Here is a 15,242-nt window from a genome sequence, read left to right on the forward strand (position 1 = left end):
GGATTGGGCATGGCAACGACCATTGGCACAAGTGGCAGCGACAATCTGGTTGGTGGTAGCGGAGACGACGTGCTTCTGGGCGGCGCTGGAAGCGATCGCCTGAATGGCGGATCAGGCGCCGATACGCTCGATGGAGGCAGTGGTTTCGATGACCTTCTGGGCGGATCAGGCGCTGACCTTCTGATCTTCCGGGCCTATGAGAACCAATACAAGCTTGGGAGCACCTACGTTGCGGGATCAGGCGGATTGCCTGGCACTCTCACCGGCGGCACCGTCTACGACAACGGAGCCGCTCAGAGCGGCAGTTCTTTTGGCGGATACGACAACTACGATGGCGGAAACGGCTCGGCCAAGGGCGGAACGGGGGAGATAGACACCCTTAAGATCTACGTCAGCGTCCAACAAAGCAATGACGCCGCATTCATGCATGCGCTGAACGACGAGATCAACTATTTCAATACGGTTTGGTATCCGGCTCACAGAAATCAACAAACGCTGCAGGCTGATCAGTCATTTTACCAGTTCAAGAGCGTCAACCTGAAGGTCAGTGCGGTCGAGACAATCGCCCCTGTGACGGTCGACAACACCACAAATCATGGGCCGGTAAACACTGTCCCCCTTGCGGCGCAGATCGCTACCGAGGACACGACGAAAGCCATCGGGGGAATATCTGTCGCGGATTCCGACGGCGGGCTACTAACGACGACGATCTCGGTCAATCACGGCACCCTTACGGTGACGTCCGGACCAGGCGTCACACAGAACGGGACGAATTCTGTCATCATTACGGGTACATCGGCGCAAATCAACGCCGTGCTCTCCAGTCTGACGTATAAGGCAGTGCCGGACTATAATGGTGCGGACAACCTTACCATCGCGACTTCGGACGGGTTGGCGACCGACACGGACACGGTAGCGATTACCATCAACGCGGTCAGCGACATCGTCGCCGATACGGTCGTCACCAATGAAGACACCGCCATTACCTTCAACCCGGTGAGCGGGGCCAACGAGGTCTCGGGCGCCGACAATTTCGAGGGCAACGCGCAGATCACCGCCATCAACGGCAGTGCGATCACCGTGGGCGGGCCGGCCATTGCTGTCAGCCACGGTTCGGTCACGCTCGGCGCCGGCAATGCGCTCACTTTCACCCCGGCCGCCGACTACAACGGTCCGGCCGTATTCTCCTACACCGTCACCTCTGGCGGCGTCACCGAGACCGCCAGCATCTCCGTCACGGTGAATGCCATCAGCGACATCGTCGCCGATACGGTCCTCACCAATGAAGACACCGCCTTTACCTTCAACCCGGTGAGCGGGGCCAACGAGGTCTCGGGCGCCGACAATTTCGAGGGCAGCGCGCAGATCACCGCCATCAACGGCAGTGCGATCACCGTGGGCGGGCCGGCCATTGCTGTCGGCCACGGTTCGGTCACGCTCGGCGCCGGCAATGCGCTCACTTTCACCCCGGCCGCCGACTACAACGGTCCGGCCGTATTCTCCTACACCGTCACCTCTGGCGGCGTCACCGAGACCGCCAGCATCACCATCAACGTCACCAGTGTGAACGACGCGCCGGCCGGCACCGACAATTCGACGACCATCAACGAGGACGGGACCTACACCTTCGCGGCGGCCGATTTCGGCTTCACCGATGCCAACGACAGCCCGGCCAACGCCCTGGCGGCGGTGACGATCACCACGCTGGCCAGCAACGGCGTGCTCAAGCTGAGCGGCGTCGACGTGACGGCAGGCCAATCAATCGCGCTCGCCGACATCGGCAATCTGACGTTTGTGGCGGATGCCAACGAGAACGGCTCGCCCTATGCCAACTTCACCTTCCAGGTTCAGGACAACGGCGGCACCGCCAATGGCGGCGTCGATCTCGACCAGTCGGCCAACACCTTCACCATCAACGTCACCAGTGTGAACGACGCGCCGGCCGGCACCGACAATTCGACGACCATCAACGAGGACGGGACCTACACCTTCGCGGCGGCCGATTTCGGCTTCACCGATGCCAACGACAGCCCGGCCAACGCCCTGGCGGCGGTGACGATCACCACGCTGGCCAGCAACGGCGTGCTCAAGCTGAGCGGCGTCGACGTGACGGCAGGCCAATCAATCGCGCTCGCCGACATCGGCAATCTGACGTTTGTGGCGGATGCCAACGAGAACGGCTCGCCCTATGCCAACTTCACCTTCCAGGTTCAGGACAACGGCGGCACCGCCAATGGCGGCGTCGATCTCGACCAGTCGGCCAACACCTTCACCATCAACGTCACCAGTGTGAACGACGCGCCGGCCGGCACCGACAATTCGACGACCATCAACGAGGACGGGACCTACACCTTCGCGGCGGCCGATTTCGGCTTCACCGATGCCAACGACAGCCCGGCCAACGCCCTGGCGGCGGTGACGATCACCACGCTGGCCAGCAACGGCGTGCTCAAGCTGAGCGGCGTCGACGTGACGGCAGGCCAATCAATCGCGCTCGCCGACATCGGCAATCTGACGTTTGTGGCGGATGCCAACGAGAACGGCTCGCCCTATGCCAACTTCACCTTCCAGGTTCAGGACAACGGCGGCACCGCCAATGGCGGCGTCGATCTCGACCAGTCGGCCAACACCTTCACCATCAACGTCACCAGTGTGAACGACGCGCCGGCCGGCACCGACAATTCGACGACCATCAACGAGGACGGGACCTACACCTTCGCGGCGGCCGATTTCGGCTTCACCGATGCCAACGACAGCCCGGCCAACGCCCTGGCGGCGGTGACGATCACCACGCTGGCCAGCAACGGCGTGCTCAAGCTGAGCGGCGTCGACGTGACGGCAGGCCAATCAATCGCGCTCGCCGACATCGGCAATCTGACGTTTGTGGCGGATGCCAACGAGAACGGCTCGCCCTATGCCAACTTCACCTTCCAGGTTCAGGACAACGGCGGCACCGCCAATGGCGGCGTCGATCTCGACCAGTCGGCCAACACCTTCACCATCAACGTCACCAGTGTGAACGACGCGCCGGCCGGCACCGACAATTCGACGACCATCAACGAGGACGGGACCTACACCTTCGCGGCGGCCGATTTCGGCTTCACCGATGCCAACGACAGCCCGGCCAACGCCCTGGCGGCGGTGACGATCACCACGCTGGCCAGCAACGGCGTGCTCAAGCTGAGCGGCGTCGACGTGACGGCAGGCCAATCAATCGCGCTCGCCGACATCGGCAATCTGACGTTTGTGGCGGATGCCAACGAGAACGGCTCGCCCTATGCCAACTTCACCTTCCAGGTTCAGGACAACGGCGGCACCGCCAATGGCGGCGTCGATCTCGACCAGTCGGCCAACACCTTCACCATCAACGTCACCAGTGTGAACGACGCGCCGGCCGGCACCGACAATTCGACGACCATCAACGAGGACGGGACCTACACCTTCGCGGCGGCCGATTTCGGCTTCACCGATGCCAACGACAGCCCGGCCAACGCCCTGGCGGCGGTGACGATCACCACGCTGGCCAGCAACGGCGTGCTCAAGCTGAGCGGCGTCGACGTGACGGCAGGCCAATCAATCGCGCTCGCCGACATCGGCAATCTGACGTTTGTGGCGGATGCCAACGAGAACGGCTCGCCCTATGCCAACTTCACCTTCCAGGTTCAGGACAACGGCGGCACCGCCAATGGCGGCGTCGATCTCGACCAGTCGGCCAACACCTTCACCATCAACGTCACCAGTGTGAACGACGCGCCGGCCGGCACCGACAATTCGACGACCATCAACGAGGACGGGACCTACACCTTCGCGGCGGCCGATTTCGGCTTCACCGATGCCAACGACAGCCCGGCCAACGCCCTGGCGGCGGTGACGATCACCACGCTGGCCAGCAACGGCGTGCTCAAGCTGAGCGGCGTCGACGTGACGGCAGGCCAATCAATCGCGCTCGCCGACATCGGCAATCTGACGTTTGTGGCGGATGCCAACGAGAACGGCTCGCCCTATGCCAACTTCACCTTCCAGGTTCAGGACAACGGCGGCACCGCCAATGGCGGCGTCGATCTCGACCAGTCGGCCAACACCTTCACCATCAACGTCACCAGTGTGAACGACGCGCCGGCCGGCACCGACAATTCGACGACCATCAACGAGGACGGGACCTACACCTTCGCGGCGGCCGATTTCGGCTTCACCGATGCCAACGACAGCCCGGCCAACGCCCTGGCGGCGGTGACGATCACCACGCTGGCCAGCAACGGCGTGCTCAAGCTGAGCGGCGTCGACGTGACGGCAGGCCAATCAATCGCGCTCGCCGACATCGGCAATCTGACGTTTGTGGCGGATGCCAACGAGAACGGCTCGCCCTATGCCAACTTCACCTTCCAGGTTCAGGACAACGGCGGCACCGCCAATGGCGGCGTCGATCTCGACCAGTCGGCCAACACCTTCACCATCAACGTCACCAGTGTGAACGACGCGCCGGCCGGCACCGACAATTCGACGACCATCAACGAGGACGGGACCTACACCTTCGCGGCGGCCGATTTCGGCTTCACCGATGCCAACGACAGCCCGGCCAACGCCCTGGCGGCGGTGACGATCACCACGCTGGCCAGCAACGGCGTGCTCAAGCTGAGCGGCGTCGACGTGACGGCAGGCCAATCAATCGCGCTCGCCGACATCGGCAATCTGACGTTTGTGGCGGATGCCAACGAGAACGGCTCGCCCTATGCCAACTTCACCTTCCAGGTTCAGGACAACGGCGGCACCGCCAATGGCGGCGTCGATCTCGACCAGTCGGCCAACACCTTCACCATCAACGTCACCAGTGTGAACGACGCGCCGGCCGGCACCGACAATTCGACGACCATCAACGAGGACGGGACCTACACCTTCGCGGCGGCCGATTTCGGCTTCACCGATGCCAACGACAGCCCGGCCAACGCCCTGGCGGCGGTGACGATCACCACGCTGGCCAGCAACGGCGTGCTCAAGCTGAGCGGCGTCGACGTGACGGCAGGCCAATCAATCGCGCTCGCCGACATCGGCAATCTGACGTTTGTGGCGGATGCCAACGAGAACGGCTCGCCCTATGCCAACTTCACCTTCCAGGTTCAGGACAACGGCGGCACCGCCAATGGCGGCGTCGATCTCGACCAGTCGGCCAACACCTTCACCATCAACGTCACCAGTGTGAACGACGCGCCGGCCGGCACCGACAATTCGACGACCATCAACGAGGACGGGACCTACACCTTCGCGGCGGCCGATTTCGGCTTCACCGATGCCAACGACAGCCCGGCCAACGCCCTGGCGGCGGTGACGATCACCACGCTGGCCAGCAACGGCGTGCTCAAGCTGAGCGGCGTCGACGTGACGGCAGGCCAATCAATCGCGCTCGCCGACATCGGCAATCTGACGTTTGTGGCGGATGCCAACGAGAACGGCTCGCCCTATGCCAACTTCACCTTCCAGGTTCAGGACAACGGCGGCACCGCCAATGGCGGCGTCGATCTCGACCAGTCGGCCAACACCTTCACCATCAACGTCACCAGTGTGAACGACGCGCCGGCCGGCACCGACAATTCGACGACCATCAACGAGGACGGGACCTACACCTTCGCGGCGGCCGATTTCGGCTTCACCGATGCCAACGACAGCCCGGCCAACGCCCTGGCGGCGGTGACGATCACCACGCTGGCCAGCAACGGCGTGCTCAAGCTGAGCGGCGTCGACGTGACGGCAGGCCAATCAATCGCGCTCGCCGACATCGGCAATCTGACGTTTGTGGCGGATGCCAACGAGAACGGCTCGCCCTATGCCAACTTCACCTTCCAGGTTCAGGACAACGGCGGCACCGCCAATGGCGGCGTCGATCTCGACCAGTCGGCCAACACCTTCACCATCAACGTCACCAGTGTGAACGACGCGCCGGCCGGCACCGACAATTCGACGACCATCAACGAGGACGGGACCTACACCTTCGCGGCGGCCGATTTCGGCTTCACCGATGCCAACGACAGCCCGGCCAACGCCCTGGCGGCGGTGACGATCACCACGCTGGCCAGCAACGGCGTGCTCAAGCTGAGCGGCGTCGACGTGACGGCAGGCCAATCAATCGCGCTCGCCGACATCGGCAATCTGACGTTTGTGGCGGATGCCAACGAGAACGGCTCGCCCTATGCCAACTTCACCTTCCAGGTTCAGGACAACGGCGGCACCGCCAATGGCGGCGTCGATCTCGACCAGTCGGCCAACACCTTCACCATCAACGTCACCAGTGTGAACGACGCGCCGGCCGGCACCGACAATTCGACGACCATCAACGAGGACGGGACCTACACCTTCGCGGCGGCCGATTTCGGCTTCACCGATGCCAACGACAGCCCGGCCAACGCCCTGGCGGCGGTGACGATCACCACGCTGGCCAGCAACGGCGTGCTCAAGCTGAGCGGCGTCGACGTGACGGCAGGCCAATCAATCGCGCTCGCCGACATCGGCAATCTGACGTTTGTGGCGGATGCCAACGAGAACGGCTCGCCCTATGCCAACTTCACCTTCCAGGTTCAGGACAACGGCGGCACCGCCAATGGCGGCGTCGATCTCGACCAGTCGGCCAACACCTTCACCATCAACGTCACCAGTGTGAACGACGCGCCGGCCGGCACCGACAATTCGACGACCATCAACGAGGACGGGACCTACACCTTCGCGGCGGCCGATTTCGGCTTCACCGATGCCAACGACAGCCCGGCCAACGCCCTGGCGGCGGTGACGATCACCACGCTGGCCAGCAACGGCGTGCTCAAGCTGAGCGGCGTCGACGTGACGGCAGGCCAATCAATCGCGCTCGCCGACATCGGCAATCTGACGTTTGTGGCGGATGCCAACGAGAACGGCTCGCCCTATGCCAACTTCACCTTCCAGGTTCAGGACAACGGCGGCACCGCCAATGGCGGCGTCGATCTCGACCAGTCGGCCAACACCTTCACCATCAACGTCACCAGTGTGAACGACGCGCCGGTGAATACGGTGCCGGCACCGCAGACGGTCGCCGAGGACACCAACCTTTCTGTCACCGGCCTGGCGATTGCCGACGCAGATGCTGGCAGCGCCACCAACATCACCACGACGCTGTCGGTGCTGCACGGCACACTGACGGTCGCATCGGCAGGCGGCGCCGCGATCTCCGGCAGCGGCACCGGATCCGTGACGCTGACCGGCACGGTGGCGCAGATCAACACCAGCTTGGCTGCGCTCAACAACGTCGTCTACAAGGGCGTTGCGAACTTCAACGGCGGCGACACGCTGACCGTCCTTACCAGTGATGCCGGCAATAGCGGATCGGGCGGAACCCTGACCGACAGCGACACGGTCGCGATCACCGTTACCGCGGTTAACGACAATCCGATTGTGGTGGACGACACCAATTGGGCGAAGGAAGACACCAACACCAACGCCACCGGCAACGTGCTGCAGACGCTGGCACATGCCGGCGCGCCGTCGGGAACATTCTCGGACCATGCTGATAGCGATCCTGATGCCGATACACTGGCTGTCTCCGCGCTCTCCGGCGGCATCGACAACGGCACCACATTCACCAGGACCGGAACCTACGGCTCGCTTGTAATCACCAAGGCGACCGGAGCCTACACCTATACTCTGGCGAACGCCCAACCCAGTGTGCAGGCTCTGGCGGCGGGCCAGACCGTCACGGACAGCTTCACTTACACCGTCTCGGACGGGCATGGCGGAACAACATCGGCCAACCTGGCTGTGACGGTCTTCGGCACGGACGAAGTTACTCCCGGGCTAATTAGCTTGGTAGCGGATGGCAAACAGGGGAATAACGCTGACCCAAGTACCGTCACCATAACGTTTACGACCGCCGTCAATGCGAATTTTGGAAATCTATCAAACGTGATGCATGTATCCGGCCTGCCAAATGTCAGTGTGATCGCTGGGTCAGGAAGCTTCAACGCAGCCCACACTCAGTATACATTCCAAGTGGACAAAGGCGCAGGAAGCAGCAACGGATCGTCCTACACCCTTAGCATCGATGCCGGAGCATTCTCGGATACAACCGGTCATACGACTGCAGCAGTCAGCCAAGGTGGCCTCAAGCCCGCCGGCACGTCCGGCGAGCCCATCAATCTCGCCCTTACCGATCCATCGCATGAGGGCGCACTCATCACCGTCACTGTGAAGGACGTACCTTCGGGCTGGACCATCGACGGCGCAACCCATATTGCCGACGGAACCTGGACGACACAGACCAACGACCTGCAGGGGCTGACCGTTACCACACCGACCAGTTTCACCGGGGCAGCCGTGCTCGACGTCCAGATGACCTGGACCAATGCCGACGGCACCTTGGGCAGCGCGTCCATCGCCGACAATGTCGAGGCTTACGCTCCGGGTTCGCCGATCTTTGCCTGGTCCGGCGACGACGTGCTGACCGGCTCGAGCGGCAACGATCTCTTCGTCTTCTCGCAGCCGATCGGCGCCGATACGGTGCATTATTTCGACGCCGCAGCCGACCAGATCGACCTCATCGGCTACAACGGATTGGCAAGCTTCTCCGATCTCCAGACGCACATCACCGACGACGCCAACGGCAACGCGGTGATCGCGCTTGGTGATGGGCAATCGATCACCCTTGATGGCGTGCACTCGAGCGCACTGACCGGAAGCAATTTCGTCTTCGACCAGACGCCGGTGGTCAACAATGCCGGCACCATGACGATCGGCGACGGCGCCTTGCTGCCGCTGAGCGGCACGATCAACAATAGCGGCCTTATCTCGCTGGACTCGACCGGCAGCAATACGCTGCTGCAAATTATCCAGCATGGCGTGACCCTGCAGGGTGGCGGGCAGATCCTGCTGTCCGACAGCGCCGCCAACATGATCTCCGGCACGGGGCCGGACGTCACTCTGGTCAATGTCGACAACACGATATCGGGCGCCGGCCAGATGGGCGGCGGGATGCTCAGCCTCGACAACAGCGGCACCATCATCGCCACCGGCTCGAATGCGCTGGTCGTCGACACCGGAGGCAGCGTCGTCGTCAATTCGGGAACGCTGGAGGCAACCGGCTCCGGCGGCCTTACGATCACCGGCGGGCTGGCGAATTCCGGCATGATCTGGGCCAATGGTGGTAACATTGACATCAACGGCCAGGTCACCGGTGACGGCGATGCCACCATCGGCAACCTGTCGAAGCTGGAGTTCGGTGCGGCCTCTTCAACCGACGTCACGTTCGCGGCGAATGCCGCCGGCACATTGCAGCTGGACGATTCCTTCGATTTCAGCGGAAGCATCGCCGGCATCACCAATGACGACAAGGTGAACCTCGAAGACATCCTGTTCGGCACCGGAACGTCCGCTGCCTATCAGGCGGACCTCGACGGCGCCGGGGGAACGTTGACCGTCACGGACGGCACGCACAACGCCACGCTCCACCTGCTCGGCGTCTACGATGCCCACAGCTTCACACTTGCCGACGACGGCACCGGCAGGACGGTGGTGCAAATGAGCGACTTTGTGATGTGAACCAAAAGGAGAGCCGCGCGGACAGCCTTGGCTCTCCTCATGCTACCGTTTCCTGATTCAGCTTACGAATTAAGGTTTACGGCAGGAATAGGAAGGGAACCACGTGGCCGATCGAAGGATCAGGAGTACTATCGGTTCCGGGCGTGGCCAGGGGGGCGGTTTTCCGCTGGGTCGTTGAGTCTCGACAACAAATCCAAGATCGTGAAGGATGCGCTTCGGGCATGCCGCCGCTATTTCCTGGTTGCGGCGGCATTCAGCCTGGCGATCAATCTGCTCTACCTCGCGTCCCCGCTTTACATGCTGCAGATCTACGACCGGGTCGTCACCAGCGGCAGCGAAACCACGCTGGTGATGCTCACCCTGGTGTTGCTGGCGGCCTTCCTTTCGTTGGCCGGCCTCGATCTGGTGCGCGCCTCCATCCTGACGCGTGCCAGCGCGCGGCTCGACCGGTTGCTGTCGGCAAAAGTCCTCGCCGCGTCGGTGGAGACCCCATCGCCGGGCTCCTCGCAAAGCCAGCCGATCCGCGATTTCGACACGTTCAGGCAGGTGATCACCGGCAGCGGCATCCATGCCCTGTTCGACCTGCCATGGTCACCCATCTACATCGGCATCATCTTCCTGCTGCATCCGTGGCTCGGCTTCTTCGCGCTGGGCTGCTCGCTGCTCTTGATCGCCATGGCCGTGCTCAACGAGTATCTCGTGCGTTCGCCGCTGAAGCAGGCCAACGACCTGGCGACGACCAACTACAACTTTACCGAAATGAGCCTCAGAAACTCGGAAGTCGTTCGCGCCATGGGGATGATCGACGGTCTCATCCGCCGCTGGGGGCGCGACCGTAACCTGGCGCTGCGGCGCCAAGCGGAGGCAAGCGATCGCGCCGCCCTGATGTCCGGCCTGATCCGGTTCCTGCGGCTCACCATGCAGTCGCTGATCCTCGGCCTCGGCGCCTATCTGGTGATCGAGCGGCAGATCACCGGCGGCACCATGTTTGCGGCGAGCCTCTTGCTGGGCCGGGGGCTACAGCCGGTCGAGCAGATCGTCGGCCTTTGGCGCAGCCTGATCCTGGCCCGGGCGGCGTTGGCAAGGGTCGAGAAGCTGGTCGACGGGGGCGCGCTGAACGAAAGATCTTTCAACCTGCCGAAGCCCACCGGCAAGATTTCGGTCGAGCAGGTCAGCTTTGCAATTGCCAGCCAGCAGAAAGTGCTTCTCCGCGACGTATCATTCCGGCTGGACGCAGGCGAGGCGCTGGGAATCGTCGGCCCTTCCGGCGCCGGCAAGTCGACGCTGGCGCGTCATCTCGCGGGCGTCATGCAACCCAGCCGCGGCACCGTCAGGCTGGACGGGGCCGACCTGTCGCAGTGGGGGCACGACGCGCTCGGCGACCACATCGGCTACCTGCCGCAGGATATCGAACTCTTCGCCGATACGGTCGCCGCCAACATCGGCCGCTTCAAGACCAATGTCGACCTGGAGGTGATAGCCGCCGCGCGGCTCGCCGGCGTTCACGAGATGATCATTCGGCTGCCGCAGGGCTACGAGACCCAGATCGGCGAAGGCGGCGCAGTGCTGTCGGGAGGATATCGGCAGCGGATTGCTCTTGCTCGTGCGGTATTCGGGACGCCGAACCTGATCATTCTCGACGAGCCGAGCTCCAATCTCGACGCCGATGGCGACCGCGCGCTGAGCGAGTGCGCGATCGAGCTCAAGCGCCGCGGCAGCACAGTGATCATCGTCTCGCACCGGCCTTCGACCTTGGCCAATGTCGACAAGATCCTTCTGTTGCGCGATGGCGCCGTCGAGGCCTTCGGCATGAGAAACGAGATCGTGGCGCTGCTCAACCAGCGCGCGGCTCCAATGGCGGTGGCAACCCAATGAGCTGTGGCCGGAGAGATCGATGAGCGACGGCGCCCTCACCTACCGGAGCCTGTCCGGCGAAACCGGTATCCTGGCCCCGGATTCGATCCGGGTGCCGGCCTCTGTCGGCCTGCTGATCATCATTGCCTTCTTCGGTATCTTCGGCGGCTGGGCGGCTTTTGCCCCGCTGAACGGCGCCGTGCTCGCCGACGCCATCGTCAAGGTGGAAGGCAATCGAAAGAGCGTACAGCATTTCGACGGCGGCACGGTGAAGGAGATCCGCGTCAAGGATGGCGACATCGTCAAGGCAGGCGATGTGCTGGTGGTGCTCGACGACACGCACGCCCGTTCCGAATTCAACCTCTATTCGCAGCAATATGCGTTGTTGCGCGCTACCGATGCCCGCATTCGTGCAGAGCTCGACGGCCATGAGGCAGTCGCCTTTCCGAAGGACATCACCGCTGAGCACCAGGCCTATCTGCAGGACGCGATGACCAACCAAATTGTCGACCTCGGGAGCCAGCGCGCCTCGATGGCCGGTGCCAAGCAGATCCTGCAGAAACGGATAGCCGAACTCGACGAGCAGATCGATGGAAAGCAGGCGCGCGTCGAATCTTTTCGTGCGCAGCTCAAGTCGACAATTGATGAAAAGGCAGGCCTCAACAAGTTGCTGAAGGCCGGCCTGACAACGCGCACGCGTGTCCTGGAGCTCGACCGCTCCGCCTCCGACCTGCAGGGCCTGATCGACCAGACTCTCGGCGATATAGCCGGAAACCGCCAGAGTAAGGCCGAGCTTGAAAGCCAGATTGCGCAGCTCACCAACGAGCGCCGCGCAAAACTCTCAACCATGCTGATCGACGCCCAGTCCAACCTCGCCGACCTGGTACCGAAAATGTTCGCCGCGCAGGCCACGGTCGACCGCGCCGAAGTGCGGGCGCCCTATGACGGCCAGGTGATGAATCTCACCGTTTTCTCGACCGGCGCGATCGTCGCCCCCGGCCAGACCATCCTCGACATCGTGCCGACTAGGAATTCGTTGATCGTTCAGGCGCAGGTGAAGGTCGAGGACATATCCAGCCTGCGCGCCGACATGACGGCCGAGGTCCGCTTCACGTCCTACAAGCAGCGTTCGATACCGGTCATTCATGGACGGGTCACCCGCATTTCGGCGGATCGCGTCACCGACAGCAAGACCGGGCTTCCCTACTATCTTGCCGACGTAGCGGTCGATCCCGCGGAATTGGCCGCGGCCCCACAGATTGCGCTTTATCCGGGCATGCCGGCGTCAGTCATGATCGTCACCGAGGAACGCACCGCACTGGACTACATTTTAGGCCCGCTGGCTGTGTCGTTCCACTCCGCGTTTCGCCAGAAGTAACGAGCTTCGCGCCCAACATATTCGCGTTTTTTCAATTTGCGGACGCGGTCCAAGGTAGGTGGCGAGACCCATCTTATCGATGGTCTGCGCCATGTCCAAGGCGGCCCAACCCATCCGGGAGCTTATTTCGATTTCTGGCGATTACGGTTGGGGTAGTACCATGTTGCACGAACTTTCCGGCTCTCTGTCGCTTAAATCCTTTCTTTCCGGGCATGTCTCAGCCCATTCCTTGCTGTCCCTGCAACATGGCTGCAACACAAATTAATATGTTTGTTCGTGTATGTTCGTGCAAAAATCCATCGCATTACCGATCGGCCTCCTCGTCAAGGCAGGCATCGTTAATCTGACCAACTACGATCGCGCTGCCAACTACGGCGCGATGCTCTGGATGACCGCGAAGGTCGAGAGCCCAGAAGGCGAGCAAGCACAACGATTATGGACTGAGAAGGGTAGCCAGGCGTTCGATGCTGAACGGCGTGACGAGCGGATGGGACGGCGAACTTAGCCATAGTTGGCGCGAGCAGCGGCCGGCACGAAGCCCGAACAGCAGACTTCTCCGGTGCGCCAGCGCCGACGCCGCAGTCAAACGCCTGCGCAGGAAGCTTTCGTCGCTACCGCGCGCACGTTCCTAGAACCAGCGTGACTGACGTTGCATACCGCCCGCCGGGGGCGCCCAGATCGACCCGAAAGCTCCTGCACCGTCGGTGGAAGGGATGATTGGACGAGAAGTCGGCCATGTCGACCTTGTTCTGATTGTTGGCCGACTGGGAGATGCGCGGCGCGATCTCCTCGATGTCACCATCGTCCAGAATCTCGATAATCTTGAGCCGCACTTGGAGGCGGCTCGCGTCCACATCGTCCTTGCGCCACGCGCGGAAGATCGAACCGGTCGTCTGCCGCGCAATCACGCTGATCAGCAATGGCAAGACCTACGTTGAGCCCACAACCACCGCGTCCGTTTCCGCGGTCTGGGCGAGGAGCTGGGACGTGGACGAAGGTTTGCTATCTAAGAATTCCGATGACTGCTAGTTGTTTGATCCCAGGCTTTGATGGCGCATACTTTTCGTCCGAATCAAAGGATGCGCTATGGGCCAGGTTCTTCATGGGAGCGCCACGACGACAGAGGCGATCCGTCGAGCGATACAGCATAGTCAAGAGAGCCTGAGGGCGCTGGCGAAGCGCTACGGCATCAATCAGAAGACGGTTAGGAAGTGGAGGAACCGGACGTCGGCCGCCGATCTTCCGACTGGCCCCAGAGATCCGAAGTCGACAGTGCTATCGACTGAGGAAGAGGCGGTCATCGTCGCCTTTCGGCGTTATACGCTGCTGCCACTGGACGATTGCCTCTATGCTCTCCAACCGACGATCCCGCATCTGTCGCGGTCATCCTTGCATCGCTGCCTGCAGCGTCACGGGATAGGCAGGTTGCCGGATGTCGAGGGCGACAAGCCGGCAAGGAAGAAGTTCAAGGCCTATCCAATCGGCTACTTCCATATCGACGTCGCCGAGGTCCGAACCGAGCAGGGCAAGCTGCATATGTTCGTGGCCATAGATCGGACCTCGAAGTTCGCTTTCGTCGAGCTGCACGAGAAGGCAACGACAGCGGTCTCCGCCGATTTCCTGCGCCATCTTCTTGATGCTGTCCCTTACAAGATCCACACAGTGCTTACCGACAACGGCATTCAGTTCACGACCCCAGGTGCCGGCGGCTCGGCCGTTCCGCTGATCAAGGAAGCCATGGCGGCGGGAGAAATCATATGGGCGCACGCCTTCGAACATACTTGCGCCAAGGCCGATATCGACCACCGAACGACAAAGCCAAGGCACCCATGGACCAACGGCCAGGTCGAACGCATGAACCGCACGATCAAGGATGCGACCGTCAAACCTTCTACTACGAGAGCCATGACCAACTGCGCCAGCATCCCGCCGATTTCGTCTTAGCCTATAATTTCGGCCGTCGACTGAAGACCCTCAAGGGCCTCACGCCCTTTGAATACATCTGCAAAATCTGGACAAAAGAGCCCGAACGATTCAGGCTCGATCCAACCCATCAAACCTTGGGACTAAACATTTAAGGCACTGAAGCGCAAAAATCGCGATCGTGGTTACCCGGTGGGCAGGCCATTGGAACCAGCTCGCGAATTCAGCGTTTCGAGCGGATGATCAGAAGTTTCGCTTACGCCCTTATCCTCGTCCAGGTATCCATGGCGACCGCGCTGGCCACACAGGTCTTCCTTACGACCGCCGAGGAAGCCCGTAGCTCAGAACTCTCGCTGGCGCCGGCGCCAGGCGAAGAGGGATGCGCCAAGGCGATGTGGCCCAATATTCCGGAACGATGTCTGCAACGAGTCGAGCCGAAGGTGGTGACGCTCGTGCTCACCCAAAACAACTAATGGCGCATGGCGCTTTCTGATATGCAGCTGGCTTGCGCCGCTGGCTGCGCTGCCGCAGCACC

6 protein-coding genes and 1 pseudogene are annotated in these 15,242 nt (G+C 62.2%); 6 read left to right on the forward strand and 1 reads right to left on the reverse strand.

The window, feature by feature from the left end:
* Positions 1-9 precede the first annotated feature (9 nt).
* The 4 genes from ACYG9Y_RS11275 (at position 10) to ACYG9Y_RS11290 (ending at position 13,289) form a co-directional block, all read left to right on the forward strand.
* Positions 10-9,552, forward strand: coding sequence for an Ig-like domain-containing protein (locus ACYG9Y_RS11275; RefSeq protein WP_352608007.1), 9,543 nt, complete (start codon positions 10-12; stop codon positions 9,550-9,552).
* Positions 9,553-9,726: 174 nt separating this feature from the next.
* Positions 9,727-11,427, forward strand: coding sequence for a type I secretion system permease/ATPase (locus ACYG9Y_RS11280; protein WP_023738790.1), 1,701 nt, complete (start codon positions 9,727-9,729; stop codon positions 11,425-11,427).
* A 19-nt stretch (positions 11,428-11,446) separates the two neighbouring features.
* Positions 11,447-12,784 (forward strand): HlyD family type I secretion periplasmic adaptor subunit, encoded by a 1,338-nt coding sequence (locus ACYG9Y_RS11285; RefSeq protein WP_023738789.1) that lies wholly within the window; start codon positions 11,447-11,449, stop codon positions 12,782-12,784.
* Positions 12,785-13,070: 286 nt separating this feature from the next.
* Positions 13,071-13,289, forward strand: a complete 219-nt coding sequence (locus ACYG9Y_RS11290) for a conjugal transfer protein TraD (protein WP_245260421.1) — start codon at positions 13,071-13,073, stop codon at positions 13,287-13,289.
* A gap of 106 nt (positions 13,290-13,395) precedes the next feature.
* On the opposite strand, the gene ACYG9Y_RS11295 is transcribed toward ACYG9Y_RS11290, so the two are convergent.
* On the reverse strand, positions 13,396-13,704 hold the full coding sequence (locus tag ACYG9Y_RS11295) for an AIPR family protein (protein ID WP_023738787.1): 309 nt from the start codon (positions 13,702-13,704) through the stop codon (positions 13,396-13,398).
* Between the two features lie 166 nt (positions 13,705-13,870).
* Between ACYG9Y_RS11295 and ACYG9Y_RS11300 the strand changes: the two are divergent.
* A pseudogene (locus tag ACYG9Y_RS11300) lies at positions 13,871-14,862 on the forward strand (IS481 family transposase).
* A gap of 129 nt (positions 14,863-14,991) precedes the next feature.
* A complete protein-coding gene (locus tag ACYG9Y_RS11305) occupies positions 14,992-15,180 on the forward strand; it encodes a hypothetical protein (RefSeq protein ID WP_156929786.1) in 189 nt (62 codons plus the stop codon).
* Positions 15,181-15,242 lie beyond the last annotated feature (62 nt).

This window comes from Mesorhizobium sp. W050 (genome assembly GCF_054719535.1).